The sequence below is a fragment of the Salinispora pacifica DSM 45544 genome (assembly GCF_000378845.1).
GTDB classification, from domain to species: domain Bacteria; phylum Actinomycetota; class Actinomycetes; order Mycobacteriales; family Micromonosporaceae; genus Micromonospora; species Micromonospora pacifica.
Genome location: NZ_KB905359.1, coordinates 1,745,076 through 1,770,626, shown reverse-complemented (window position 1 = coordinate 1,770,626; position 25,551 = coordinate 1,745,076). Strand labels below are relative to the sequence as shown.

Annotated in this window: 23 protein-coding genes and 1 pseudogene; 17 read left to right on the top strand and 7 right to left on the bottom strand. The window is 70.3% G+C overall.

Annotated features, from left to right (window positions below):
• Positions 1-77 precede the first annotated feature (77 nt).
• From trmD to SALPAC3_RS0107965, 8 genes are all read left to right on the top strand, one after another.
• A complete protein-coding gene (gene trmD / locus SALPAC3_RS0108000; RefSeq protein ID WP_018220723.1) occupies positions 78-851 on the top strand; it encodes a tRNA (guanosine(37)-N1)-methyltransferase TrmD in 774 nt (257 codons plus the stop codon).
• 143 nt (positions 852-994) lie between these two features.
• Positions 995-1,351: a 50S ribosomal protein L19 gene (rplS, locus tag SALPAC3_RS0107995; RefSeq protein ID WP_018218952.1), complete on the top strand. Its 357-nt coding sequence runs from the start codon at positions 995-997 to the stop codon at positions 1,349-1,351.
• 178 nt (positions 1,352-1,529) lie between these two features.
• Positions 1,530-2,402, top strand: a complete 873-nt coding sequence (lepB, locus tag SALPAC3_RS0107990; RefSeq protein ID WP_018220722.1) for a signal peptidase I — start codon at positions 1,530-1,532, stop codon at positions 2,400-2,402.
• 10 nt (positions 2,403-2,412) lie between these two features.
• Entirely contained in the window at positions 2,413-3,048 is a 636-nt protein-coding gene (gene lepB / locus SALPAC3_RS0107985; RefSeq protein WP_018220721.1) for a signal peptidase I, read from the top strand.
• 165 nt (positions 3,049-3,213) lie between these two features.
• On the top strand, positions 3,214-4,026 hold the full coding sequence (locus tag SALPAC3_RS0107980) for a ribonuclease HII (RefSeq protein ID WP_018220720.1): 813 nt from the start codon (positions 3,214-3,216) through the stop codon (positions 4,024-4,026).
• A complete protein-coding gene (locus SALPAC3_RS0107975) occupies positions 4,023-4,346 on the top strand; it encodes a DUF2469 domain-containing protein (RefSeq protein ID WP_018218957.1) in 324 nt (107 codons plus the stop codon). The genes SALPAC3_RS0107980 and SALPAC3_RS0107975 overlap by 4 nt, the downstream gene beginning before the upstream one ends.
• Before the next feature lie 226 nt (positions 4,347-4,572).
• Entirely contained in the window at positions 4,573-5,202 is a 630-nt protein-coding gene (locus SALPAC3_RS0107970) for a M23 family metallopeptidase (RefSeq protein ID WP_050563733.1), read from the top strand.
• A gap of 736 nt (positions 5,203-5,938) precedes the next feature.
• On the top strand, positions 5,939-7,120 hold the full coding sequence (locus SALPAC3_RS0107965) for a nucleoside hydrolase (protein ID WP_026185344.1): 1,182 nt from the start codon (positions 5,939-5,941) through the stop codon (positions 7,118-7,120).
• Between the two features lie 165 nt (positions 7,121-7,285).
• Here SALPAC3_RS0107965 and SALPAC3_RS0107960 read toward each other — a convergent pair whose 3' ends face one another.
• The 4 genes from SALPAC3_RS0107960 to SALPAC3_RS0107945 form a co-directional block, all read right to left on the bottom strand.
• Complete coding sequence (locus SALPAC3_RS0107960; protein ID WP_018220717.1) at positions 7,286-8,263, bottom strand: tyrosine recombinase XerC; 978 nt, start codon at positions 8,261-8,263, stop codon at positions 7,286-7,288.
• A 152-nt stretch (positions 8,264-8,415) separates the two neighbouring features.
• Positions 8,416-9,696 (bottom strand): DNA-processing protein DprA, encoded by a 1,281-nt coding sequence (locus SALPAC3_RS0107955; RefSeq protein WP_018220716.1) that lies wholly within the window; start codon positions 9,694-9,696, stop codon positions 8,416-8,418.
• On the bottom strand, positions 9,693-11,213 hold the full coding sequence (locus SALPAC3_RS0107950; protein ID WP_018220715.1) for a YifB family Mg chelatase-like AAA ATPase: 1,521 nt from the start codon (positions 11,211-11,213) through the stop codon (positions 9,693-9,695). The genes SALPAC3_RS0107955 and SALPAC3_RS0107950 overlap by 4 nt, the downstream gene beginning before the upstream one ends.
• Before the next feature lie 15 nt (positions 11,214-11,228).
• Positions 11,229-11,585: a YraN family protein gene (locus tag SALPAC3_RS0107945; protein WP_018220714.1), complete on the bottom strand. Its 357-nt coding sequence runs from the start codon at positions 11,583-11,585 to the stop codon at positions 11,229-11,231.
• A gap of 246 nt (positions 11,586-11,831) precedes the next feature.
• Between SALPAC3_RS0107945 and SALPAC3_RS0107940 the strand changes: the two genes are divergently transcribed.
• The 8 genes from SALPAC3_RS0107940 to SALPAC3_RS0107905 all read left to right on the top strand — a co-directional run bounded on the left by SALPAC3_RS0107940 (position 11,832) and on the right by SALPAC3_RS0107905 (position 20,687).
• Entirely contained in the window at positions 11,832-12,767 is a 936-nt protein-coding gene (locus SALPAC3_RS0107940) for a hypothetical protein (RefSeq protein ID WP_026185343.1), read from the top strand.
• Between the two features lie 309 nt (positions 12,768-13,076).
• Positions 13,077-13,985, top strand: a complete 909-nt coding sequence (gene rpsB, locus SALPAC3_RS0107935) for a 30S ribosomal protein S2 (RefSeq protein ID WP_018220712.1) — start codon at positions 13,077-13,079, stop codon at positions 13,983-13,985.
• A 90-nt stretch (positions 13,986-14,075) separates the two neighbouring features.
• Positions 14,076-14,903, top strand: a complete 828-nt coding sequence (tsf, locus tag SALPAC3_RS0107930; protein ID WP_018220711.1) for a translation elongation factor Ts — start codon at positions 14,076-14,078, stop codon at positions 14,901-14,903.
• Between the two features lie 153 nt (positions 14,904-15,056).
• A complete protein-coding gene (pyrH, locus tag SALPAC3_RS0107925) occupies positions 15,057-15,824 on the top strand; it encodes a UMP kinase (protein WP_033660626.1) in 768 nt (255 codons plus the stop codon).
• Positions 15,825-15,892: 68 nt separating this feature from the next.
• On the top strand, positions 15,893-16,450 hold the full coding sequence (frr, locus tag SALPAC3_RS0107920; protein ID WP_018220709.1) for a ribosome recycling factor: 558 nt from the start codon (positions 15,893-15,895) through the stop codon (positions 16,448-16,450).
• 370 nt (positions 16,451-16,820) lie between these two features.
• A complete protein-coding gene (locus SALPAC3_RS0107915) occupies positions 16,821-18,056 on the top strand; it encodes a phosphatidate cytidylyltransferase (protein ID WP_026185341.1) in 1,236 nt (411 codons plus the stop codon).
• A gap of 128 nt (positions 18,057-18,184) precedes the next feature.
• The gene (gene rlmN / locus SALPAC3_RS0107910; protein ID WP_018220707.1) at positions 18,185-19,303 is read left to right on the top strand and encodes a dual-specificity RNA methyltransferase RlmN; all 1,119 of its coding nucleotides are present in this window, start codon (positions 18,185-18,187) and stop codon (positions 19,301-19,303) included.
• Between the two features lie 55 nt (positions 19,304-19,358).
• On the top strand, positions 19,359-20,687 hold the full coding sequence (locus SALPAC3_RS0107905; RefSeq protein ID WP_018220706.1) for a DivIVA domain-containing protein: 1,329 nt from the start codon (positions 19,359-19,361) through the stop codon (positions 20,685-20,687).
• Between the two features lie 91 nt (positions 20,688-20,778).
• Here SALPAC3_RS0107905 and SALPAC3_RS26830 read toward each other — a convergent pair whose 3' ends face one another.
• A complete protein-coding gene (locus tag SALPAC3_RS26830) occupies positions 20,779-21,045 on the bottom strand; it encodes a DUF2631 domain-containing protein (protein WP_026185340.1) in 267 nt (88 codons plus the stop codon).
• 193 nt (positions 21,046-21,238) lie between these two features.
• Here SALPAC3_RS26830 and SALPAC3_RS0107895 point away from each other — a divergent pair, with 193 nt between their 5' ends.
• The gene (locus SALPAC3_RS0107895; RefSeq protein ID WP_026185339.1) at positions 21,239-22,828 is read left to right on the top strand and encodes a Rieske 2Fe-2S domain-containing protein; all 1,590 of its coding nucleotides are present in this window, start codon (positions 21,239-21,241) and stop codon (positions 22,826-22,828) included.
• A 118-nt stretch (positions 22,829-22,946) separates the two neighbouring features.
• Here the strand turns inward: SALPAC3_RS0107895 and SALPAC3_RS0107890 are convergent, their stop codons facing one another.
• Both SALPAC3_RS0107890 and SALPAC3_RS0107885 read right to left on the bottom strand, forming a co-directional pair.
• Positions 22,947-24,572, bottom strand: a complete 1,626-nt coding sequence (locus SALPAC3_RS0107890; protein WP_018220703.1) for a phytoene desaturase family protein — start codon at positions 24,570-24,572, stop codon at positions 22,947-22,949.
• Between the two features lie 117 nt (positions 24,573-24,689).
• Positions 24,690-25,511, bottom strand: a pseudogene (locus SALPAC3_RS0107885) (hypothetical protein); the annotation flags it as partial.
• Positions 25,512-25,551: the final 40 nt, after the last annotated feature.

The following is a 25,551-nucleotide window of genomic DNA, read 5'->3' as shown; positions in this document are numbered from 1 at the left end:
CCCCGGCGGTCAGCGCTACCCCGGGCGGTATCCGGTGGCCCGGCCGTCCGGCCCGCACAGCTGTTGGAGCCCCCGCAATGCGTGTAGACGTCGTGTCGATCTTTCCGGAGTACTTCGCTCCGCTGGACCTGTCGCTGATCGGCAGGGCCCGGGCCGGTGGCGCCCTCCAGTTGGCTGTGCACGACCTCCGTACCTGGACCCACGACGTGCACCGCACGGTCGACGACACGCCGTACGGTGGGGGCCCGGGGATGGTGATGCGGCCGGAGCCGTGGGGGGAGGCGCTGGACGCGCTCGCCCCGCCGGGAGGTAACCCGCCCCGGCTGCTGGTGCCCACGCCGGCCGGTGTTCCGTTCACCCAGGCGCTGGCCCACGAACTGGCCGCCGAGCCGCACCTCCTCTTCGCCTGTGGCCGGTATGAGGGGATCGACCAGCGGGTGCTCGAGCACGCCGCGAGCCGGATGCCGGTCACCGAGGTTTCCCTCGGTGACTATGTGCTCTTCGGCGGTGAGGTGGCGGTGCTGGTGATCCTGGAGGCGGTGACCCGGCTGCTACCCGGGGTGCTCGGCAACGTTGGCTCGCTGGATGACGAGTCGCACGCCCACGGGTTGCTGGAGGCGCCGATGTACACCAAGCCGGCTGCCTGGCGGGGTCAGGAGGTGCCGGCGGTGCTTCGCTCGGGGGACCACGGGAAGATCGCCCGTTGGCGCCGGGACGAGGCCCTGGCGCGGACGGTCGTCCGGCGGCCCGACATGATCGCCGCGCTGGCTCCGGAGTGCCTGGACCCGCAGGACCGGGCGATGCTGGAGCGGGCCGGGTTTCCGACCGCCCCCGGGGGTGTGGCAAAATAGGGGGTTGCCGCAGTCGACCGCGCCGCGGGTGGCTGCGAGGACCCTCGACCGGGGTCGGCGAGTGCCGGCGGCCACCCGGGGGTCAGAATCACCCATTCGCGCATCGACTGACGATGCGCCGTGAGCCTCGCGAGGACGCAGCGATGAACATCCTGGACGCGCTTGACGCCCAGTCGAAGCGGACCGACGTTCCCGATTTCCGCGCCGGTGACACCGTCAAGGTGCACGCACGGGTCGTCGAGGGAAACCGGTCCCGGGTCCAGATCTTCCAGGGCGTCGTCATCCGTCGTCAGGGTGACGGTCTGCGGGAGACCTTCCTGGTCCGCAAGATCAGCTTTGGGGTGGGGGTCGAGCGCACCTACCCGATCAACAGCCCGGCCATCGACCGCATCGAGGTCGTGACCCGCGGTGATGTCCGGAGGGCCAAGCTCTACTACCTCCGCGAGCTGCGCGGCAAGAAGGCCAAGATCAAGGAGAAGCGGGAGAAGCAGCCGAGCTGAATCGTGCTGCACCACCCGTCCTGAGCTGCACGTATGGTGTACGAACCGGAGGGCACCACCCGGGACGTAGCAGCGCAGCCGGATGCCCCCGCCCAGCGGCGGGGCAGGTGTCCACTGCCGCCCGGAGGCCTCGACCAGGCCCCCGGGCGGCAGTGTCGTTTCGGCGGACCGGGGAGGCGTGGTGCAGACGCGCGATGAGGACGGCACGGTCGATCCACGCCGTCGTCGGGCCCGGCGACGCCGCCGCCCGTTGCCGCTCTGGCAGGAGCTGCCGCTGCTGCTGACCGTCACCTTCTGCCTCGCGGTGCTGATCCGGACCTTCCTGCTTCAGGTGTTCTACATCCCATCCGGCTCGATGACCGAGACGCTGCTCGTCGGGGACCGGGTGCTGGTCAACAAGGTCGTCTACGACGTACGGGACCCGGTGCGGGGCGAGGTGGTGGTATTCCGCGGCACCGAACGGTGGGCCGACCAACTCGACGGGGAGCCCGACCCCGGATTCCTGCGCCGGCTCACCGCCACCTTCGCTGATCTGGTGGGCGTCGGCGGCCCCGGCGAGCAGGACTTCATCAAGCGGGTGATCGGGCTGCCGGGCGACCGGGTGAGCTGCTGCGACGAGCAGGGGCGAGTGCTCGTCAACGGCGTCGCCATCGACGAGCCGTACGTGTGGCGCGACTCGCCGCTGGACCTCCCGCCGAATCCGGGGGAGTGCCGTGCGCGGCGCTTCGACGAGGTGATCGTCCCACCCGGGCAGCTCTTCGTGCTGGGTGACAACCGGTTGGTCTCCCAGGACGCCCGGTGCCAGGGCCCGGTGCCGATTGACAATGTGGTCGGACGGGCGGTCGGCGTGGTGTGGCCGTCGTCGCGGTGGGCCGCACTCTCCACTCCGGAGGTCTTCGCGAGCGTTCCGGCGTCGGCGGGTTCCCCGACCAGCGAGCCACCGCCGGTTGGGCCGAACCCTGACGGTGGCGCGTTGCTACTCCTTCCGCTCCCAGCCGCGTGGCTCAGTTCTCGCGCGTTCCGTCCCGTGCCGCCCAGCTTGGCAACGTAGGCTCCATTCCGTGATTGACGAGCAGACCGACAAGTCCCGCAACTCCTTCTGGAAGGAGCTGCCAATTCTCCTGGGCGTGGCGATTCTGGTCGCGGTGCTGGTACGTGCCTTTGTGCTGCAGACCTTCTTCATCCCGTCGCCGTCGATGGAGAACACCCTCCAGATCGACGATCGGGTGCTGGTCAACAAGTTGGTGTACGACTTTCGCTCGCCGAAACGCGGCGAGGTGGTCGTCTTCAAGGCGCCGACCTCCTGGAGCCCAGACGAGGAGGATTTCATCAAGCGGGTCATCGGCATCGGCGGCGACCACGTGGTCTGCTGCGACGAACAGGGGCGGATCACAATCAACGGGGTCGCCCTGGACGAGCCGTACCTCTACTCCGTCGGCGGCGAGCGGGACCAGCCCGCTGACCAGGACTTTGATATCACCGTCCCGCGGGGGCGGCTGTGGGTGATGGGCGACCACCGGTCGGCCTCGGGCGACTCGTTGCAGCACTGGCAGCAGTCGGGGGAGGACGTCCACCAGGCGACGGTGCCCGAGGATCGTCTCGTCGGCCGCGCCTTTACGATCTTCTGGCCGCTGGACCGGGCCCGCTGGCTGAGCGTGCCCGAGCAGTACGGCCCCATTCCCCGGCCCGGAACCTGAGCCGGTGAGCCGGGTAGGCCCGGTAGGCGATGGCGAAGCCGTCTGGCAGGCTGGGACGATGACCGTCGCCCACGCCCTACGTCGCCCCATCCGGGCGCCGCTCGTCGCCGAGCCCGGCCGCCGCCTGCTCGTCGAGCGGTGGGTGAGCGCGGACAGGGGTGGGCCGTGCTGACGCCGCCGCGTACCGTCGTCCGCCGCGACGGCGGGCTCTACGCGCTGGAGCGTGCCCTGCAACGACGCGGATTTCGGCAGGTGGCCGGCGCGGACGAGGCCGGTCGGGGCGCCTGCGCCGGTCCGCTGGTGGCCGCCGCCGCCATCCTGCCCCCAGGGCGGCGCGGGGAGATCGACGGACTCGCCGACTCCAAGCTGCTCACCCCGGCCAGCCGGGAGCGGGTGTACGCGGAGGTTGTCGCCCGGGCGTCGGCGTACGCGGTGGTGGTGATCCCGGCGGCGGAGGTGGACCTGCGCGGACTGCACGTGTGCAACCTGGCGGCGATGCGTCGTGCGCTGGCGTCGCTGGCGACCCGGCCGGAGTATGTGCTGACCGACGGCTTCGGGGTGGACGGGCTGGACGTGCCCGGGTTGGCGGTCTGGAAGGGTGACCGGGTGGCGGCCTGTGTCGCGGCAGCCAGCGTGCTGGCCAAGGTCACCCGAGATCGGATCATGGTGGAGCTGGATCTGGAGTTCCCTGGTTACGGGTTCGCGGAGCACAAGGGTTACATCACCGCCGAGCACTCGGCTGCGCTGCGGGAACGCGGGCCGTGCCCGGAACACCGGTTCTCGTACGTCAATGTCGCCACCGTCTCCGGTCGGCACGGGGCCCCGCCCCGGGCTCGTCGGCCTTTGGTCGCCGCGGCCGACGAGGCGATGGAACGCGCTGGGGCGGTAGAGGGTACCGTCGGCGTGGCGTTGGGCGACCGACCCTGGGCTGCGGCGTCGGTGGGGAATGATGTGGCCATGGAAGGCGGGATGGGATGAGCGCGGAAGATCTCGAAAAGTACGAGACGGAGATGGAGCTGCAGCTCTACCGGGAGTACCGCGACATCGTCCGCCAGTTCTCCTACGTCGTGGAGACCGAGCGTCGGTTCTATCTGGCAAACCAGGTCGACCTGCACGTGCGTAACTCGGACGGTGAGGTCTACTTCGAGGTCGAGATGCACGACGCCTGGGTGTGGGACATGTATCGTCCTGCCCGCTTCGTCAAGAATGTCCGGGTAATGACGTTTAAAGACGTCAATGTGGAAGAGCTGGAGAAGCCGGACATCTCGCTGCCGGCCGACTCAGGGTTCGGCAACTGACCTCCGGACCTCGCTGACTCTCCCGTTCCCCAGCGGGCCCAGTTCCTGCCGCCCTGACCGGACGCCGCTCTGACCGCACGTCCCGCTGACTCCCCTGGCAGGCCCAGGCCGGCCTCGTTCAGCAGATCGAGGCGCTCCCCGCACTCTTGTCCACAGTGTTGTGGCTATCCACAGGGTGAGCTGGGTGGGGGTGGCCATCGGCTGGCTGTTCGAACAGGCTGCCGCCATGGAGCCGTCCCCGATCCTCGCCATCCTGCTCAGCACTGGGCTGGTCACCACGCCCGCCGTGCCCGCGTCGCCGGTGGTGGGGCCGGCGTCGTGGGTGGTGGGGTCCACGTGGTGGGTGGTGGGGCCCGCGTCGCCGGTGGTGGAGTCCTCGCTTGGGGTTGGTTCCACGCCGAGTGCGGCGGGCTCCCCGTCGCCCGAGGCGGTCCCGGCTTTCCAGTGGCCGCTGCCCGGGGAGCCACCGGTCGTGCGACGGTTCGATCCACCGCCGCAGCCCTGGTTGCCCGGCCACCGCGGCGTTGACCTGGCAGCCGCCGCGGGCACGCCAGTGTTGGCGGCGGGCGATGGGGTGGTCACCTTCGCCGGCGCCGTGGCCGGCCGCCCGGTGCTCACCGTGACGCACGCCGCTGGCCTACGGACCACCTATGAGCCGGTGTACTCCGATGTCGAGGTGGGCACACCGGTCCTGGCCGGAGTGCCGATCGGCCGGCTGCGGGCCGGGCACCCGGGCTGTGTGGCTCCGGCGTGCCTGCACTGGGGTCTGCGTCGAGGTGGCACCTACCTGGACCCGTTGGCGCTGCTCGGTCGGGGGCCCGTGCGGCTGCTGCCACTCGACGGTACGCCTCGGTAGCGGGTGTTTCGGCCCTTGAAAAGCCAACGCAGGCCAACCGGCACCGATGCCGTGCTGGTCGGTGATGGCGGACGGGAATCTCGGCTCGGCGAGGCGGTGCCCGCCAAAGCTTGTAGCCGTGGTGTTGCCCCATCCGGGGCTGGTTGTGGGCTGAGCTCGCCAAACGGCTCGTCTGTGCCGCGGACGTGGGGGTCAGCCGACACCCAGGTGTCGGTATGCGGGCGCTGCCTCGAACGGGTACCTGATTCGGGCAAAACCGAGAGAAACCCATGATATCGCCAAAAGCTTGGATACTGTGACCTCTGGCAGCGCTCGTGAGTAAACCTCGCACAACTGCCTATCCGGCTCGTTCTCGTACGCGGGTGCACCAACGGTATCGCTTTGGTGTCGGCGAACCTTCGAACCCAGGGCGCCGGCTGGGAGCAAGGTCCGAGCGCGAAATCTCTACACCCAGGAAGTGATGCTGATGTGGAAAATCGTACGTCCGACGACGCGGCGCGCGTCCACGATTGCCGCCGGGGCGCTTGCCTGCACGGTGGCTGTCGGTGTTGCGGGCAGTATGCCGCCCGCGCTCGCGGATCCCACGTCGCCGTTAGCGCCGGAGAGCTCCCCGTCAGTGCAGAATGATGGTCGGGCTGCCCCCGATCGTGACCGCTATGTCCCGTCGGTTCCCCCTTCCGTGGAGCCTCAGCATCGGGGTGATCGGCAACGTGAGCCAGTGCTTTTTTCTACCGATATGTCGATGGGCCTGACCACGGGCGCCCGTAATGGTATGTCCACCTCGGTCCCGGATATTGACGACTCGTACGCGCTCGCCCTTGCGTTGGCTCACGGGGTCGATGTGCGGGGCGTTGTGGTGACCATGGGAAACTCGATGGCTGAATCGACTGTGGTAACCGCCCAGGCGACGGTTGATGCACTCGGTGCGGACATACCCGTGGTGCAGGGGGCGGAGGTCTGGTTGCCGGTTGAGGCCCAGCAGACCACCGGCGGCGCGGATCTGACCAATACCTGCGTCAACGACGGCGTCCGGTTCATGGCTGACCAGTTGCGGGAGACCGGCGGGTTGACGATCCTGGCGATCGGTCCGTTGACCGACGTGGCATGTCTGACCATGAACTTCCCGGAAGAGGCCGCCCTCATCTCCCGGATTGTCGCCCTCGTCGGCAGTAAGCCGACGACAGTGTTCGAGATCTTCGGCACCCCGCTGGTTGACTTCAACTACATCATGGACCCGCGTGCCGAACAGATCGTCCTGGACGAAACGACCATTCCTTTCACTGCCATCACCTTCGACCTCTCCTCGCTGGCGCCGATCCCGATCCCGGAGTTGGAGCGGCTGGCCACCAGTACGGACCCGCTCGCGCGGTTCTACGGCGAGTCGTCGATGCCGCGCCTGGAGATGCTGAAGGACATAGACTTCGGCCCTGCGTACCCGATCTTTGACGCCGCCGCCGCATGGCATCTGATTCGGCCGCAAGACCAGGTGTGTCAGCAGGCGGGTTATCGACTGAAGACCGGATCGCCCGCGACAGCGGAGGCCGGAGAAACAGATATCTACGACTGGTTCTCGCCTGAGATCACCGAAACTCGGCAGGTCACCTCGTGCACGGGTTTCACGAGTAGGCAGGCGGCGGGCCGCTACCAGCATGCAATTCTTCAGGCCGTTGGCGGAGATGGGTGGACTGACCGGGATGTCCTTCTGAACGAGGAGGGCCCGCTGCGGACCGACGAGTGGTCTGCATCGACCGCGGGACCTCTGTGGACCGAAGACTGGGCTGCGCCGACCGATACCGGGCCGCTGTGGACCGAAGACTGGACGCTCCCGACCGAGGAGGGGCTCCTGGGGACTGAGGAGTGGGCGCTTCCCACCGAGGAGGGCACCACCTGGGATGAGGGGGGTGTTGTCCCGGAGTAACGGGAACCTGTCAAGCACGGGCTACGTCCCCACGCCGAGTGGCTGGGTACGTAGCCCGTTCGCATCAGTGGCTTTCGCGGTGACCGCGGGAGCGTCGTGGCGGGGTGCCCGGAATTGGTGCACCCGCAGGATCGGCGTGCGGAACGCCGCGGCGGGCCCGCCGGCTCACGCCCGAGGGTGGGCCTGCCGGTACGCGGCCCGCAGCCGCTCGACCGACACGTGGGTGTAGATCTGGGTACTGGCCAGCGAGGAGTGCCCGAGGAGTTCCTGCACCGCCCGCAGGTCCGCGCCGCCCTCCAACAGGTGAGTCGCCGCCGCGTGCCGCAGCCCGTGCGGGCTGGTCCGGGGTAGGCCCGCCGCGGTCGCGTACCGGCCGACGATCCCCCGCGCGGTGGTCGGGTTGAGCCGGCCGCCCCGCGCCCCGAGCAGCAGTGCGTTCGCCGACCGGGCGCCGACCAGCCGGGGGCGGCCGTGGCGTAGCCACGCGTCGAGCGCCCGTTGCGCCGGGACTCCGTAGGGCACGCTGCGCTCCCGGCCCCCTTTGCCGAACACCCGGAGCACCCGCCGGCCCGGGTCCACGTCCGCGACGTTGAGCCCGCACGCCTCACTGACCCGGACCCCGGTCGCGTACAGCAGCTCCAGCAGCAGTTGGTCTCGTAGCCGGGCCGGGTCGACAGCACCCGGCTGGACGTCGTCGGCCGGCTGCTCCTGGGGCGCCGTGTGCGCCGTTGCCAGCAGGGCGGCTGCCTGATCAATCGGGAGTACGGCGGGTAGCTCCCGGTGGGCGCGGGGACTGGCCAGACCGGCGGCGACGTCGGTGGGTAGCCGGCCGTCGTGGTGGGCCCAGGCGCTGAAGGTGCGGGCCGCGGCGGACCTTCGGGCCAGTGTGGACTGGGCGGCTCCCGTCGTGCGCTGTCGGGCCAACCAGCTGCGGATCTGTGCGAGCGTCAGGTCAGCGGGAGTCTGGGCTCCCGCCCGTACGGCGTGGTCGAGCAGACTGATGACATCGGTCACGTATGCCCGGACGGTGTGGTCGGAGCGGTTCTGGACCTGGGCCAGCTGGGCCGCGAAGTCGTCCACCGCCTCGCGTAGCGGCACAGGGAGCGCCGCGTGCCGGGCCCGGGTCGCTTCGCCTCGCTTCACTGCCTGACCTCGCTTCACTGCCGGGCCTCGGGTCAGCTGGTGAATCGGCCCGGCGGACCGATGGTGAGCTGCTTGTCGGCGTGCACCCGATCAGCCTACGGGCGCCTTGCCGGCTTCTACGGTCCCGACGGCTCCTGCGGTCTCGACGGCTCCTACGACGTCGGGGGTTCCCGCGGCGGGGGCGAGAGCGCGTACCCGTCGCCGCGTCGGCTGACCAGGCCCAGTTCCTCAAGGAGGGCCAGCTTGCGCAGCGCTGTCCGTGCCATCACCCCGGATCGGGCTGCGATGTCGTCAACTCCGCGTACGCCGCGCCGGGGCAGCGCCTCCAACACCATCGTGGACTCGTCGTCGAGTTGGTCCCGCACCTGCGCGGGCCCGCGTACCAGCGGTGCCAGGTCCCCACCGATGCGACCCACCTCCTCGAGCACCTGGGCGGGGGAGGTGACCAGCCGGGCATCCGGATACTGCCGGAGCAGCTCATGCGCCCCGACGGACATGGTGGAGGTGACCGGGCCGGGCACCACCATCGCCGGCCGGGCGATCGCCAGGGCCCGGTGCATCGTCTGGGTCGCTCCGCTGCGGGCGGCGGCCTCGACCAGCACGCTGCCCCGGGTCGCCGCGGCGATCACGCGGTTGCGGATCAGGAACCGGGGCCGCAGCGGATCCGCCCCCGGTATCCACTCGCTGACCAGCAGCCCGGTGTCGGCGATCCGCTCGAAGAGGGCGGCATTGCCCATCGGGTACGGCCGGTCCAGGCCGCAGGCGAGCACGGAGACGGTCAGCCCGCCAGCGGTCAGCGCCCCCCGGTGGGCGGCGGCGTCGATGCCGAATGCCCCGCCCGAGACGATCGTCCAGCCCCGCTCGGCCAGTCCGTACGCCAGCTCGGTGCCCACGTGGATGCCGTAGCCGGTCGCGGCCCGGGCGCCCACCAACGCGACCGACCGGTCCAGCGTCTCGGCCAGGGAGTGCCCACCCCGCACCCAGAAGCAGAGCGGTGGGGCGGTCTCCCGGTCGACCCGGCGGGGCGAACTCGCCAGGACGAGGCGGTGTAGGTCGGCAACGGGCAGCGGCCACTCGTCGTCGGCTGGCGTCACCAGCCGGGCGCCGAGGCGGTTGGCGCGCTCCATCGCCTCCGTGGCTACTGCCAGCGGGTCTGCGGCTGAGAGCCGGGCGGTCACGGTCTGCCGCAGTGCCTCCTCGGGGGCGCCGCCCTCCCGCAGCAGGGTCAGCGCGCCAACCGCGCCGTGCTGCTCGACCAATCTGAAGACGGACCGGTTACCCGGTTCGGCGATCCAGGTCAACGCCACCCGCGCGAGGCGGTCGGCGTCGAGTGCCGCCGCCGCTGGCGGGCTACTGGTCGGGTGCCTCATCCAGGCCTGCTCCGGGTTTCCCGCTGGCCCGAAGCCGGCACTGGTCTCTCCTCGGGCGGTCACAGGGCCTCCCCGGTGCGCAGGCCGATCGCCTCTCGGACGTCCTCGGCGTCGGGGCGCTGCCGACCGTCCAGGTCGGCGATCGTCCACGCCAACCGGAGCACCCGGTCGAAGCCCCGGGCCGAGAGCGATCCTCGGTCGAGCCGGGCACGTAACTCCCGGATGACCGGGCCGGGCAGGCACCAGGGTGGCCGCCGCAGCACCGGGCCGGGTAGTTCGGCGTTACTCCGCTGGCCGAGGCGGGACCAGCGCTCGCGGGCCGCCGCGCGGGCCGTCGCGACCCGGCCGGCCACCACGGTCGAGGGCTCGCCGTCGGAGCTCACCTGCACCAGCTCGGCGGCGCGTACCGGCCGCACGGTCACCTGGATGTCGACCCGGTCGAGGAGCGGGCCGGAGAGGCGGCCGAGGTAGCGGCGGCGGGCGAGCGGGGTGCAGTCGCAGGAGACGTCGCCCGCTGGTTTGGCGCAGGGGCAGGGATTGGCGGCCAGGACAAGCTGCACCTGGGCCGGGTATTCGGCGGTGCCGCGGGAGCGGGCCAACCGGACCCGGCCGTGCTCGAGCGGCTGCCGGAGGGCGTCGAGAGCGCGCCGATCGAATTCGGGAGCTTCGTCGAGCAGCAGTACGCCTCGGTGGGCCAGGGATACCGCGCCGGGGCGGGCGAGGCCGGAGCCACCACCGACCAATGCCGAAACGGTGGCGGTGTGGTGCGGCGCCTGGAACGGTGGTCGTCGGATCAACTGCCCACCGGAGGGCAGCAGGCCGGCGATCGAGTGCAGCGAGGTCACCTCCATCGCCGCGTCGTCGGGCAGCTCGGGTAGGACCGACGGGAGCCGTTCGGCGAGCATGGTCTTGCCAGCGCCGGGTGGGCCGAGTAGGGCGAGGTGGTGGCCGCCGGCGGCGGCGATCTCCAGGGCCCGCCGACCCAGGCTCTGGCCGGCGATGTCGGCCAGGTCGAGGGTGGGGGTGGGGTCCGCCGGGGTGGCCGGGGGCGGCTGCGGCAGCGGGGTGCCCTCGGTGAGGAAGGCGGCCAACTGGCGGAGGCTGCGGACGGCGTGGACCTGGATGCTGGGGATCATGCCCGCCTCGGTGGCGTTGTCGAGGGGAACGACCACCCGGTGGTGCCCGGCGCGGGCCGCCGCGGCGACCATGGGTAGGGCACCGCGGACGGGGCGGACGGTGCCGTCCAGGCCCAGCTCACCGAGGAGCACCACCTGATCCAGGGGGGCCAGGGGTAGCTCCCCGGCGCTGCCCAGCACCGCTACCGCGATCGCGAGGTCGAGGCTGGAGCCGTGTTTGGGCAGGGTGGCGGGGAGCAGGTTGATGGTGATCCGGCGGTTGGGCCAGGCCCGACCGGAGTTGACCACTGCGGCGCGGACGCGGTCGCGCGCTTCGTGTAGGGCGGTGTCCGGTAGGCCGGTGATCGCCACGGTGGGCAGGCCGGGGGCGAGGTCGGCTTCGACCTGCAGCACATGCCCGGTGACGCCGACCAGGCCGACGCAGCGGACCCGGGCGTAGCTCATCGGTGTGCTCTCATGTCAGAACGCACCTTTCAGGTGCTCGATGCGAGGACTACCACCGGTGAGGCGGATGGAGAGCACGTCGAAGCGGACCTCGTCGGCCCGGGTGCCGGTCTCGGCGAGCCAGCGGGCGGCGAGGAGGCGTAGCCGGCGGGCCTTGGCGTCGGTTACGGCTGCGGTGGGGGTGCCGAAGGTGTCGGTGCGCCGGGTCTTGACCTCGCAGATGGCGAGGACCGGGCCGTCCCAGGCGATGATGTCGATCTCGCCGTGCGGGCAGCGCCAGTTGCGGGCCACCGGCCGTAGCCCGGCAGTGATCAGGTGTCGGAGGGCGCAGCGCTCCCCGTATGCGCCCACCGACTGGTTGTGTCTGCTCATACCCGGCACGGTGCCGGGGCTGGCTCCGGGGCGTGGTTTGGGGGCGCGGGCCTGTGGACGACGAGCCCACCTGTGGACGAACGGACGATCAAGCTCTCGCCGTGCTAGGGACATCGCCTTCGGCGTCGCGATCGTGGCCTCCAACCGGCGTGCTGGTGGACCGGACCACCTCGATGAGCACGGGGAGTGATGTCCAGATAATCAAGGTTGGTGGGGTTGGTGCAGGCCGAGGGGACGACCCGGCGAATGGCGTCCGCGCGGTCGGTCGCATACGGTGCCGACGTGGACGGACGACGGAGTTTCACTGAAGATCAGGAGTCGCGTTGGCACCCCGGTGACCGGGAGCGGGGTTATGGGGAGCCGACATGGCGGGGGGAGAGCCGCTACGGCGAGGAGGAACTCCGGGGCCCCGAGCAGGGTGGTGGGGGCCACCGGTACGACGGCTTTGGCGACGGGCGGGCCGGGCTCGTCAAACCGGAGGACTCCGGTGCGTTTCGGATCAGCGAGGACGACTCCGGACGTTTCAGCGCCACGGGAGCGTACGGCGACGCTCGGTCCGAGACCGAGGGCTACCGGGCGAGCCGCTCCCGGTGGGCCGAGACGGACCCGGAGAGCACCGGTGATGCCACCGCTGACCGGCCGGGGCGGCGCTCACGGGAGGCACGTGACCAACTCTCGGCCTCCAGCGCGGACGTGTTCGGTGCGGCCGGTCCGGTCGCCGAGCCGGGGCGGCCGAGCGCGTTGGGCGGGTACCCGATCGTGGAGTCGAACCGCCCACCCGAGGAGCCGGTGAACCCACTGGAGCTGCCGACCGGACCGATGCCGCCGGTCGGGCCGCGTGGTGACCTGTCGCCGGCAGCGACGCCGGCGCCCCCGGCGGGTGACGGTGTCTATCGGACGCGCCGCCCGGCGTTGGCGGTGATCTTCGCCGTCCTGGTGCTGGCCTTCGAGGTGCCGGCACTGCTGGTGCTGCTGGACGGGTTGTCCGGGGAGTTGGTGGCGGCGAACGTGCTGGCCGGGATGTTCCTTGTCGGCGGAGCGCCGCTCTTCGCCGTTGGCCTGTACGGGCTGCGTGCGGGTGGGTTGTCGTTGCCGGATGGTCGCGGTTGGCTGCGTCCGCCGACGGCCTGTCTCACCGCCGGCCTGGTGCTCTTCGTGGCGGCGGCGCTCGCGGTCGGCTGATCTGCCCGGTCGGGGCTGGCCAACCCTGGTCTGCCGGTCGGCCAACTCCGGTCCGGCGGCTGCTGGGGCCCACGACAATCCCGGCGTTGCGGCCCTTACTCCCGAAGGCGGGGTTTGTGGGAGGTGGCGTACACTGGTCGACTGGCGACCGCCTTGCGCGGTCGACCTCGCGCGCCCTCTCCGCGGCTTGCCGTGGGGCGGCGGCTCCCTGGTCCCGACCGCTGGGTCGGGCCCACCACGGCCGACGACCGGGCGCCAGGCCGCCCAGCCGCCGGCCGGGCGGAACAACCAGGGATGCAAGGAGTAACCATGGCCGTCGTGACCATGCGTCAGCTGCTCGAAAGCGGTGTCCACTTCGGGCACCAGACCCGGCGCTGGAACCCGAAGATGAAGCGCTTCATCTTCACCGAGCGCAACGGTATCTACATCATCGACCTGCGCCAGACCCTCGACTACATCGAGAAGGCGTACGAGTTCGTGCGCGGGACGGTCGCCGAGGGGGGCAGCATCCTCTTCGTCGGGACCAAGAAGCAGGCGCAGGAGGCGATCGCCGAGCAGGCGACCCGGGTTGGTCAGCCGTACGTCAACCACCGCTGGCTCGGCGGCATGCTGACCAACTTCCAGACGGTGTACAAGCGGCTCCAGCGGATGAAGGAGCTGGAGGCCCTCGGTGACCTGAGCGGCACCGCAGCCGGCTACACCAAGAAGGAGACGCTGCAGCTCAACCGGGAGAAGGGGAAGCTGTCGCGTACCCTCGGGGGCCTGCGGGACATGCAGAAGCTCCCGGCCGCGATCTGGGTGGTCGACACGAAGAAGGAGCACATCGCCGTTGACGAGGCCCGCAAGCTGGGCATTCCGGTCATCGCGGTGCTCGACACCAACTGCGACCCGGACGAGGTTGACTACCCGATCCCGGGTAACGACGACGCGATCCGCTCGGCGGAGCTGCTGACCAAGGTTGTGGCCGCCGCTGTCGCCGACGGCCTGATCGCCCGTTCCGGCCGCCGTCGGGGCACCGACGAGAAGCCGGAGGCGGGGGTCGCCGCCGACGAGCCGCTGGCCGAGTGGGAGCGCGAGCTGCTCGAGGAGCCGAAGAAGAGCGACGAGCAGCCGGCGAAGACCGAGGAGCAGCCGGCGAAGACCGAGGAGCAGCCGGCGAAGACCGAGGAGCAGCCGGCGAAGGCTGAGGAGCAGCCGGCGGCAGCCGCCGCGGAGTGACCGCCCACCCGCCCCGGCCGTTCGGCCGGGGCTCCGGGTACATCGTCATCCAGACCACCCACCCGCAGTCTCACCACTGAAGAGAGAGTCATGTCCAACTTCACCGCCGCGGATGTCAAGAAGCTCCGCGACCTCACCGGCGCCGGCATGATGGACAGCAAGAAGGCGTTGACCGAGGCCGAGGGCGACTTCGACAAGGCTGTCGAGGTTCTGCGCGTCAAGGGCGCCAAGGACGTCGGCAAGCGGGCCGGCCGGACCGCCGCCAACGGCTTGGTCGCGCACTCCGGCAAGGCCTTGCTGGAGCTGAACTGCGAGACGGACTTCGTCGCCAAGACCGACAGCTTCGTCGCGCTGGCCCAGCAGCTGGTCGAGTACGGCGAGCGCACCGGCGTCAGTAACGCCGAGGAGCTGCTGGCCAGTGAGATCGACGGCAAGGGCGTCGCCGAGCTGATCCAGGAGCAGTCCGCCAAGATCGGCGAGAAGCTGGTGCTGAACCGGTTCGCGAAGCTGGACGGCACCGTCGCGGTCTACCTGCACCGTAAGGCGCAGGATCTGCCGCCGGCCGTCGGTGTGCTGGTGCAGTACACCGGCAAGACCGACGAGGCCGGGGACGCCGACGCGCGCGGTGTGGCGATGCAGATCGCCGCGATGCGCCCGCAGTACCTGAGCCGGGACGAGGTGCCGGCAGAGGTCGTCGAGTCCGAGCGGCGCATCGCCGAGCAGACCGCCCGGGAGGAGAACAAGCCCGAGGCGGCGCTGCCGAAGATCGTTGAGGGCCGGGTGAACTCCTTCTTCAAGGACTTCGTCCTGCTGGAGCAGGCCTCGGTCACCGACAACAAGAAGCCGGTGCGGCAGGTTCTGGCCGAGGCCGGTGTTGAGATCACCCGCTTCGTCCGGTTCGAGGTCGGCCAGGCCTGAGCCGAGCCTGAGCGCTTGCCGGCGCTCGGGACGGGAACGTGGACGAGGAGGTCGCCGGTGTACGTGTCAAGCACCGCGGCCTCCTCGTCACATAGGGTCGATGGCGGCAATTCGCGGCGTGTGCAGCGTTCGCATGGTGAAGGGGCGGGGAGGATGACACAGGTTGTGAGTGACCGGAGTCTGCTGGCGGAGGATCCGACGGCGCCGCCTCCTGGCCGCGCGCGGCGGGTGGTGCTGAAGCTCTCCGGCGAGGTGTTCGGCGGGGGTGCGATCGGTGTCGATCCCGATGTTGTTCAGGCCATCGCCCAGCAGATCGCGACCGTGGTCCGGCGCGGCGTGCAGGTCTCGGTGGTGGTCGGTGGAGGTAACTTCTTCCGGGGCGCCGAGTTGCAGAAGCGGGGGATGGACCGGGCCCGGGCCGACTACATGGGCATGCTCGGTACGGTTATGAACTGCCTCGCCCTCCAGGACTTTTTGGAGAAGGAGGGCATCGAGACCCGGGTGCAGAGCGCCATCACGATGGCCCAGGTCGCCGAGTCCTACATTCCGCTGCGCGCCATCCGGCACCTTGAGAAGGGGCGAGTGGTGATCTTCGGGGCCGGCGCCGGCATGCCCTACTTCTCCACCGACACCGTCGCCGCGCAGCGTGCTCTGGAGATCCGGGCAGATGTGGTGCTGATGAGCAAGAACGGGGTGGACGGCGTCTACACGGCGGATCCGCGCGTCGACTCGACCGCCAGCAAGTTCGACTCGATCACCTTCTCCGAGGTGCTTCGTCGAAACCTGCGGGTCGCCGACGCCGCCGCGTTCAGCCTCTGCATGGAGAACGGCCTGCCGATGTTGGTCTTCGGCGCCCAGGGCGACGACACCATCACTCGGGCCGTGGGTGGCGACAAGATCGGTACCCTGATCACCACCTGAGCGGTTCGACCTCGACGGTCCTCCGACACGACCAGCCACGACGAGCATAGAAGGAGGCGAGGAGAACGGTGATCGACGAAACCCTCCTCGAGGCCGAGGAGAAGATGGAGCGGGCCATCGAGCACGCCAAGGAGGAGTTCGGGGCCATCCGTACGGGCCGCGCCAACGCCGCCATGTTCTCCAAGATCATCATCGACTATTACGGCAGCCCGACCCCGTTGCCGCAGATGGCGTCGATCGGGGTGCCGGAGCCCCGTATGGTCATCATCAAGCCGTACGACACCTCGCAGACCAACGCCATGGAAAAGGCGATCCGCGACTCCGACCTTGGGGTGAACCCCAACAATGAGGGTAACCAGCTGCGCATTCTGCTCCCGCAGATGACCGAGGAGCGCCGCCGCGAGATGATCAAGGTGGCCCGGCACAAGGGGGAGGAGGCCAAGGTGGCGGTCCGCAACATCCGCCGCAAGGCCAAGGAGGAGCTGGACCGGCTGGTCAAGGCCGGTGAGGTCGGTGAGGACGACGGGCGCCGTGCCGAGCGGGAACTGGACGATCTGACTCAGCGCTTCGTCGGCACCGTGGACGAGCTGATCAAGCACAAGGAAGCCGAGCTGCTCGAGGTCTGACCTCGCTCCCGACTGCTGACGCGGCACCGGCGACCACGCCCTTCGGGGCCGCCGGTGCCGCCTCGCTGTTGCGGCTCGTTGCCGACCGACGCGCAAGGGCCGCGCCGACGCACCAAGGCCCGGCAGAGTCGCACCGGTGGGCGTCGGGCGTACCGGTCGTCCTGGCGGTGCTGGTCGGGTCAGCGGAGGCGGTTTCAGATGCCGGGGTAGCGGGTGCAGTAGGCTCGGCTCGACTCTCGGGCACCTGGCGGTGAATGGCGGGGATCGACTGGCCGACCCGTCGGTCAACCAGAGGGAACATCATTCGGGTGGGGGACATGGTTGTGGTTGTGCGTCTGGTCGTCGGTTTCGTCTTCCCTCCAGGTGCGTGATGTCCCCCGTTGACCCGCACAGCAGCGCCGAACCGCACGGCTGGGAACGGCCTGCCCACTCGCGTGGCGTTCCGCCGGCGGATGCCGATGCGGTCCCCCGCGAAGTCGGTGCAGGGGTTCGGCATCGAGAAACTCCCGGTTACGACCACGGTGGTCCCAGCCAGCATGGCCGGTCGCCAGCGGAGTCGATGGGTGGGCCTGGCCGAATCCCGAGTAGCGGCCACCAAGCCCCCGTCGACGACCGGGACTACCCGACCGCGCGGCAGACCCCGGTCCCGGACGCCCCAGTCGGGTCCGAGCACCCCACAGCCCAACTCCAGCCGGTCCGGGACGACGATCCGGCCGCGCAGCCGCGACCGCGGGGGCGGCGTCGGGCGGGACGGCGTCGTGCCACCGGCGCCGCTGCCGGACCGCGGTCGTCCGGCAAGGCCGGTCGTAACCTGCCGGCGGCCATCGGGGTAGGGGTCGGCCTCGGTGCCCTCATCCTCGTGCCCCTCTTCCTCTACCCGTTCGCCTTCGTGGTGGTCGTCGCGGGGGCGCTGGTGGTCGGTTGTTGGGAGATGACCCGGGCGGTCGGTCGCGCGGGCGTCCACCCGCCGTTGGTCCCGCTGGCCGCGGGCAGTGTGCTGGTGTCTGGGCTGGCCTGGTTCGCCGGGCCCGATGCGTTGACCCTCGGTTTGGCCGTTACGGTGCTCGGTACCCTGGTGTGGCGACTGGGCGACGGGCTGGCCGGATTCCGCCGGGACGCCCTCGCGGCCACCCTGATCGCTGTCTACGTACCGTTCCTCGGTGGGTTCGCCGCGTTGCTGGCGGCGTCGGAGGACGGGGCGCTGCGGGTGTTGGTGACATTGACCGCGGTGGTGCTCTCCGACACCGGTGGGTACGCGGCCGGAGCCAACTTCGGTCGGCATCCGATGGCGCCGACCATCAGTCCGAAGAAGTCCTGGGAGGGGCTGGCGGGTTCGCTCGGCGCGGCGGCCCTCGGCGGCGCCCTGCTGATCTGGCTGCTCTTCGATGTGGCGCCCTGGTGGGGGGCGCTCTTCGGAGTCGCTGTCTCCGCCGCGGCCGTCCTGGGCGATCTGGCCGAGTCCATGATCAAACGAGACCTCGGGGTGAAGGACATGAGCAACCTGCTGCCGGGGCATGGCGGCCTGATGGACCGGCTCGACTCGGTCCTCTTCGCCCTCCCGACGGCGTACCTGCTGCTTGCGCTCTTCGTTCCGGTGACGGGCTGAGGCGTGGGCTACCCGGTGCCCGCCGCCGGGCACGCCCCGCCTCCACCAGCGTCGCCGGCGGGTCCGGGGCGAGGCTGGCGGATCCACCGCGGCGCGGTCCGAGCCGGGCGTGACAGACTGGATGGGTCATGACTAGCCTGCCCTTGACCCCGGTCAACCCCGACGCCCCCGCCCGCCGCGCGGCGATGCCCCCGCGGCACCTCGCCGACTTCGATCTCGCCGGCCGCCAGGCCCTGGCCGAGGAACTGGGCGAGCCGCGGTTCCGGGCTCGGCAGGTGTCGACCCACTATTTCGGCCGCCTGGTCCGCGATCCGGAGCAGATGACTGATCTGCCGTCGGCCACCCGGGAGAAGCTGGCCAGCCAGTTGCTGCCCACGCTGTTGACGCCGGTGCGGGAACTGGCGTGTGACGACGGCGCCACCCACAAGGCGCTCTGGCGGCTGCACGACGGCTCGCTGGTCGAGAGTGTGCTGATGGGCTATCCGGACCGGGTGACGGTCTGTCTCTCCAGCCAGGCGGGGTGCGGGATGGCCTGCCCCTTCTGCGCGACCGGCCAGGCCGGCCTGACCCGCAACCTCTCCACCGCCGAGATCGTCGACCAGGCGGTCTACCTGGCTGGAGTGGCCGCCTCTGGCGCTGTCGCCGGGTCCCCACCGCGACTGTCTCGCGTGGTGTTCATGGGGATGGGGGAGCCGCTGGCCAACTACCACCGGGTGGTGACGGCGATTCGCCGGCTGGTGGCGCCCGCGCCAGAGGGGTTGGGGCTGTCCCAGCGACACATCACCGTTTCCACGGTGGGTCTGGTCCCTGCTATCCGTCGGCTGGCCAGCGAAGACCTCTCCGTGACCCTTGCGTTGTCGCTGCACGCGCCCGATGATGAGCTTCGCGACGAACTCGTGCCCGTGAACCAGCGCTGGAAGGTGTCCGAGGTGCTGGAGGCGGCCTGGGAGTACGCGGCCCACACGAGACGTCGCGTGTCGATCGAATACGCAATGATCAAGGACGTGAACGACCAGCCGTGGCGAGCCGACCTGCTTGGGCGGCTGCTGGCCGGCCGGTTGGCCCATGTGAACCTGATCCCGCTCAACCCCACTCCGGGTAGCCGCTGGGATGCGAGCCCGAAGCCGGTTGAGCGGGAGTTCGTCCGGCGGTTGCGCGCCGCCGGGGTCTCCACGACAGTGCGGGACACCCGGGGGCGTGAGATCGACGGAGCGTGTGGTCAACTCGCCGCGGCCGAGGGGCAATGAGAGCGTGGGGGCCGGGGAGAGCGACCCGGCGGAGCGAACGAGACCAGGAGACATAGTGGCGAGTCAGGGTCAGCGTTTCCGGCGTAAGTCGCTGCGCCGGGGATACAAGGTTGACGAGGTGGATGCCTTCCTCGACCGGGTCGAGGCCACGCTGGAGGGGCAGCCGGTGGGCGCGCCCGTGTCCGCGCAGGAGGTCCACGACGTCGTCTTCCGGGTCCGATTCAACGGCTATGACGAGTGGCAGGTCGATCTTCACCTCGACCGGGTCGAACGGCAGCTCGCCGACATGGAGGAACAGGGCGGCCGCCCGGCTCCGGCCGCTGACCCACACCCGCCCGAGCGGATGGGCCCGGCGGAGCGGATGGGTCCGCCTGACCAGTTCGGCCCGGCGGAGCGGATGGGTCCGCCTGACCAGTTCGGCCCGGCGGAGCGGATGGGTCCGCCTGACCAGTTCGGCCCGGCGGAGCGGATGGGTCCGCCTGACCAGTTCGGCCCGCCGGGGCGGATGGGTCCGGCGGATCGGATGGGTCCGCCTGACCAGTTCGGCCCGCCGGGGCGGATGGGTCCACCCGACGAGCGGGGCATCGCCCCGGAGCAGCAACCGATGCCGCCCCGATTCTCGCCGGCGCAGCCCGGAGTGCCCTACAGCCGGTACGACGAAACCACCGGGTCCTTCGCCGGCGGCCACGATGCCCCCCGCGGGGGCTACGATGCCCCCCGCGGCGGCTATGAACCGCCACGCGGTCCGGCCGCCCCGCACGGTCCCAGCGGCCCGCACGGTCCCGGTGCCCCGCACGCTCCCGGTGGTTCGCACGGTCCCAGCGGCCCGCACGGTCCCGGTGCCCCGCACGCTCCCGGTGGCCTGTCGCGGGGGCCAGCGACCGGCGGCTACGGCCCCGACGAGCCGCGGTTCGACGGGTTCGAGGCCGGTCGACACGGGCGTGCCGACATGACGACCGAGATGCGGATGCCGGAGCGTGGGCGGGAAATGGGCGGTTTGCCCGCATCGCAGCCCGGTTTCGCCGGCTCACCGGAGGTCCCTGGGCCGCCGATGGTGGCTCCTCCGCCCAGGGAGGGTGATCCATCAAGGGGAGGGCCGCCGATGGCTGGGCCGCCGATGGCCGGGCCGCCGGGCAGCGACCTCTACCGGGTTGACCAGATTCGCCGCAGTTTCCAGGTTCGCCGCTTCGGCAGCGGGTACGACCCGGACCAGGTCGATCGCTTCTTCGACAGCCTGCTCGGCGGAATGCAGGGGCGGAATCCGATGCCGGTGAACCCGCACGACCTGGGCACGCTCCGCTTCGGCCTGGTGCAGGGCGGCTACTTCGAGGAGGAAGTAGACACCGCCCTGAAGAATGTGCAGGACGTTCTGCTCGGTCGTTGACCCGGGCAACACCGGGTTGACCCGGAACAACGCTGTGGCCCGCTCCCTGACTCCGGGGAGCGGGCCACAGCGTTGTGGCTGACGGTGCGCGCTACGGGCGAAGCCCGTTACGCCGGAGCACGATGTCGCCGACGACGATGGCCAGCAGCAGAACGGCGAGACCGATCAGCCAGAGGTCCTCGATCCTGCCCTCGTGGTTACCGCAGATCATTGCCAGCAGCGACAGCGCAACAACCACCGCGCCGATCCGTCCGGACCTGCGGTGCCCGGGCTTGTGTTGGTCCGGAGACGTAACCGGCTCGCTTCCTGCCACTGTCGGTCCTTCCCTCGTGATCTGATCCGCGGTCAAGTCTGGCACGCCCTGTACCGGCCCCGGCGCTGGGTCCGACCATCTCCCGGACGGAGTCGGTGGGACGCCGGGAGCCCGTGTCGGCCGGAACGAAGGCCGTTGTCGCCCATGGACGGCACTACCGGCGTCGCGGCGTGATGGTGAAAGTGGCTCCGGTAGGTTCTGACGTGAACCTTGTTATGTCTGCTAAGGGGGAACTGCGGTGCGAGTGACCGGTACCGGGCACGCCAGCATGCGGATCGACACTCCCGCGGGGAGCATCCTGTGCGACCCGTGGGTCAACCCGGCGTACTTCGCCTCGTGGTTTCCGTTTCCCGACAACTCCCAACTCGACTGGGCGGCGCTGGGCGACGTTGACTACCTCTACGTCTCGCACCTGCACCGGGACCACTTCGACGCGGCGCACCTCAAGCGGTACGTGTCGAAGCGGGCTACCGTACTGCTGCCCGCCTTCCCGACCTCGGAGATGGAAGACGAGCTGCGGGAACTGGGCTTCACCCAGTTCCTGAAGGCGCCGAACGAGGAGGTCGTTGACCTGGGTGGCGGCCTCAAGGTCATGATCCAGGCCTTGACCAGCCCGACCGACGGTCCGATCGGCGACTCGTCGCTGTGGGTGGAGCACGACGGGGTCCGGCTGCTCAACCAGAACGACGCCCGCCCCACCGACCTCAGCGTCTTCACCGAGCTGGGCCACGTGCACGCGCACATGCTCCAGTTCTCCGGTGCGATCTGGTATCCGATGGTCTACGAGCTGCCGAACGCCGCCAAGACCGCGTTCGGCAAGCAGAAGCGGGACCGGCAGTTCGACCGGACCTGGCGCTACATCGACGACCTGAAGGCCGACCACGTCTTCCCGATCGCCGGCCCACCGTGCTTCCTCGACGACGCGCTGTGGCAGTTCAACGATATCCACGGCGACGAGGGCAACATCTTCCCCGACCAGTCGGTGTTCCTGGACGAGTACGCCAAGGTCGGCGGCACCAACGGGGTGGTGTTGCTGCCGGGCAGCGTCGCCGAGGTCACCGCCGACGGCTGCGAGACCACCCATCCGGTGCCGGTGGCGGAGTTCTTCGCCGACAAGGTCGCCCACCTCGAAGAGATGCGGGAGCGCAAGCGGCCGATCATCGCGGCGGAGAAGGCGTCCTGGCGGCACCCGGAGGTGGACGTCCTGGGGGAGATGCAGCGCCGCATCGAGCCGTTGCTGAACGAGTCGATCTATCTGGCCAAGGGGGTTGGCGGGCCGGTCCGCTTCGACCTGGTCGATGTTGATGACGCGGGTACGGAGACCGTCGAGTCGATCGTGGTGGACTTCCCCGGCAAGCAGGTCCGCCCCTACGCCGACGAGAAGGTGCGCTACCGGTTCCGCACCGAGCGGGCGCTGATCGAGCACCTGCTCCACGTCGGCGAGGTGGACTGGGTCAACTCGCTCTTCCTGTCCTGCCGGTTCTCCGCGGCGCGGATCGGCCAGTACAACGAGTTCGTCTACGCCTTCTTCAAGTGCCTCTCCCAGGAGCGGTTGCAGTACGCCGAGGGCTGGTACGACGAGCACGAGCGGGCGGTCGACGCGGAGGACATCACTCTCGGCGACTGGGTGGTGCAGCGGCGTTGCCCGCACCTCAAGGCGGACCTGAGCCGGTTTGGCATCGTGGCGGACGACCAGCTCACCTGCCAGCTGCACGGTTGGCGCTTCGACCTGCCCAGCGGGCGGTGCCTGACCAGCGTCGGCCACAAGATCCGCGCCGAGCGCGCCGACGAGCAGACTCCCGCCCCGGTCGTCGAGACGACGACCTGACCCGCCCCGGTCGTCGAGACGACGACCTGACCCGCGCCGGTCGTCGAGTGGGCGACCTGGCCCCCGTTCGGTCCCGCACGGCTCCGGCTGCACGGCGGCTGTTCCGCCCCGCGCATCCTCACCGTCCGAGGTCGGTGAGGATGCGCCGGGCGGCGTTGTGGCCGGACGCACCGATGACACTGCCGGCTGGGTGACAGCCGGCGCTGCCCGCGTACACGCCGTCGATCCCGGTGGCGTACGGCATCCGGTCGGTGAACGACACCGTGTTGTCCACGTGGTGGATGTGCCCACCGGTGATGCCGAAGTGCGCCTCGATGCCGGGCGGGGCCAGCGGTACCGCGTCGGCGATCAGGGCCCCGGTGCCCGGGGCGTACCGCTCGCAGATCGCCACCAGCCGCGCCACGTACCCGGGTAGCGCCTCGTCCCACGTGGTGCCCGCCAACTCGTACGGCACCGACTGGACGAAGAGCGCCGACGAGTGGTGCCCGGCGGCGTCGGAGAGCGTCGGGTCGACGGTGGTGTGCAGGTACCACTCGATCGTCGGCTCCGGTGGCAGCCGCCCGGCCCGCACGTCGGCCCACATCGCGCGTAGCCCCGCCAGCGGTGTGTCCCGGGTGGCGCCGAGGTCGGAGCCGGGCAGCAGGTGGATCGTGGACCCGAACGGGTTGGGGGCGCCTGCCGGCAGGCAGGAGAAGCGCGGCAACCCGGTCAGCGCCAGGTTGAGCTTGAGCGTGGTGCCGGGGCGGCGGACCGCCGCCAATCTATCGGTCAGCGACGCCGGGAGCGCACCATCGGGGAGCAGCTCCACCAGCCGGTACGGGTCGCAGGCCCCCAGCACCACGGAGGCGGCAACGGTCTGCCCGTCGGCGAGCCGGACACCGGAGGCCGCACCCCCGTCGAGGGTGATCGCGCTAACCGGCGTACCGGTGCGGATGGTGGCGCCGGCGGCCCGCGCGGCGTCGGCGAAGGTCCGGGAGACGGTGCCCATGCCCCCCTTGGCGATCATCCAGGTGCCGTCGGAGCCGGGAAGTCGGCACATGTTGTGGACCAGGAAGTTGTGCCCGGTGCCGGGGTCGTCCGGGCCGGCGTTGACCCCGGAGAGGCCGTCGGTCACCGCGTACATGCTGATCAGCAGCTCGGAGTGGAAGTCGAAGCGGGCCAGATAGTCGACGACCGAGCCGCGAACCAGGTCGACGAAGATCTGGCGCAGCGCCGGCCGGACGTACCGTTCGGCGGTCTCCTCGACCGGCAGCGGTTCGGCCAGCCAGGCTGGCGCCAGGTCCGCGCGCAGCGCCGCCAGCTCGGCCTGGAGCGCGGCGTCGGCGGCGACATCGGCGGGGGAGAAGAACTCGGAGAACTGCCGCCGGGTCGCGCTCGGGTCGGCACCGAAGAGCAGGTACGGCGAGCCGGGCCCGCCCGGGGTGGGCAGAAAGTAGTGCGGGTCGCGTCGCAGCACCGGGATGCGCACGTCGAGCCGGGCGAGCAGCTCCGGGGGCATCAGCCCGAGCAGGTAGGACCCGGTGGAGTGGCGTAGCTCCGGCACCCGGGGAAACGGCGTCTCGGTGCGGGCCGCGCCACCGACCACGTCGGCCGCCTCCAGCACCAGCACGTCCAGCCCGGCTCGGGCCAGCAGGATCGCCGACACCAGCCCGTTGTGTCCGGCGCCGACGACGGCGACGTCCACCCGCCGCGGGAGCTTGGTCTGCGGTCGAGCCCGCAACGTCGAGGTCGCCTGCTGATCCATGCAGCGAAGATAGCTGTCGATCTGCCCCTGGGCTACCCCGGCACCGTGGGTGGTGGGGGCGCGGGTTGGGGATGGGGTCGCGCGGGCCCGGCCAGCTGCCGGGCCCGCGCGACGCGTTCAGCCGAAGGCCTTGACGCTGTTCCAGTCGTTCCCCAGCACGATCTTCACGGGGCCGTTGGTATTGGTGGTGGACGGATGGTAGATCCGCATCATGCCGTCCTCCCCAAACCGGGCCCACAGGTCCGGGACACTGTCCCCGTTCACGTCAGGGATACCGATCATCGCGTTGATGTTGGTTTCGGTCCAGTTGGTGCCGTAGGGGACGTCACCATTCTGGGAGTTCGCCGCGAGTTTGATCGAATCCAGATCGACGCTGCCCGCTACTGCGCCTGGCTTCCCGTGGCGGACGTACATGTTGCCGTTGTCCAGGTTGCGCCAGAGCAGATCCGGTGTGCTGTCCAGGTCGATGTCCGCGACGTTGACGACTTCCCGGCGTTCCCAAGCGTTCCCGTTCATCAGAATGGCTTCCTGGAAGCTGGCGCCGGTGTAGCCGCTCAACGTCCAGAACGCCGTCCCGGCCCGCAGGACCAGATCAGGCAGCCCATCGCCAGTGATGTCGCCGAGCGCCTTGATCTGGGTCCAGGTCGCGGGGTCGGGTGTGTCTGGCGGGAGCAGGACGCGGAGTCGGTCGTCAACGTTGAAGGTGCCGTATCCGTCGCCGGGGTAGAGCCAGAAGCCGCCGTCCGGGGTTCGGGCGAACAGGTCCGTGGAGCCGTCACCCGGATACACGTCGGAGTGTTTGGTGATCAGCGCGGCCTCGCCCGTTTCCGGGTCGTACCAGTGGCCGGTCGGGTTGAGCGCTCCTGATCCGGTGTAGGAGGCGGCCTGCCAGGCGTACAGTTCGCCGTCCACGTCACCCGCTGCCGGCCGTCGGGACCCTCCCCGCCGAGAAGCTGCTGGTCCGCTACACCAGCGACGG

Excerpts from the sequence above, each read along its gene's own strand:
- trmD (WP_018220723.1), top strand. The coding sequence starts at position 78 with ATGCGTGTAGACGTCGTGTCGATCTTTCCGGAGTACTTCGCTCCGCTG.
- rplS (WP_018218952.1), top strand. The coding sequence starts at position 995 with ATGAACATCCTGGACGCGCTTGACGCCCAGTCGAAGCGGACCGACGTT.
- SALPAC3_RS0107975 (WP_018218957.1), top strand. The coding sequence starts at position 4,023 with ATGAGCGCGGAAGATCTCGAAAAGTACGAGACGGAGATGGAGCTGCAG.
- SALPAC3_RS0107970 (WP_050563733.1), top strand. The coding sequence starts at position 4,573 with ATGGAGCCGTCCCCGATCCTCGCCATCCTGCTCAGCACTGGGCTGGTC.
- SALPAC3_RS0107965 (WP_026185344.1), top strand. The coding sequence starts at position 5,939 with ATGTCGATGGGCCTGACCACGGGCGCCCGTAATGGTATGTCCACCTCG.
- SALPAC3_RS0107950 (WP_018220715.1), bottom strand. The coding sequence starts at position 11,213 with ATGAGCTACGCCCGGGTCCGCTGCGTCGGCCTGGTCGGCGTCACCGGG.
- SALPAC3_RS0107945 (WP_018220714.1), bottom strand. The coding sequence starts at position 11,585 with ATGAGCAGACACAACCAGTCGGTGGGCGCATACGGGGAGCGCTGCGCC.
- SALPAC3_RS0107940 (WP_026185343.1), top strand. The coding sequence starts at position 11,832 with ATGGCGTCCGCGCGGTCGGTCGCATACGGTGCCGACGTGGACGGACGA.
- rpsB (WP_018220712.1), top strand. The coding sequence starts at position 13,077 with ATGGCCGTCGTGACCATGCGTCAGCTGCTCGAAAGCGGTGTCCACTTC.
- tsf (WP_018220711.1), top strand. The coding sequence starts at position 14,076 with ATGTCCAACTTCACCGCCGCGGATGTCAAGAAGCTCCGCGACCTCACC.
- pyrH (WP_033660626.1), top strand. The coding sequence starts at position 15,057 with ATGACACAGGTTGTGAGTGACCGGAGTCTGCTGGCGGAGGATCCGACG.
- SALPAC3_RS0107915 (WP_026185341.1), top strand. The coding sequence starts at position 16,821 with ATGTCCCCCGTTGACCCGCACAGCAGCGCCGAACCGCACGGCTGGGAA.
- rlmN (WP_018220707.1), top strand. The coding sequence starts at position 18,185 with ATGACTAGCCTGCCCTTGACCCCGGTCAACCCCGACGCCCCCGCCCGC.
- SALPAC3_RS0107890 (WP_018220703.1), bottom strand. The coding sequence starts at position 24,572 with ATGGATCAGCAGGCGACCTCGACGTTGCGGGCTCGACCGCAGACCAAG.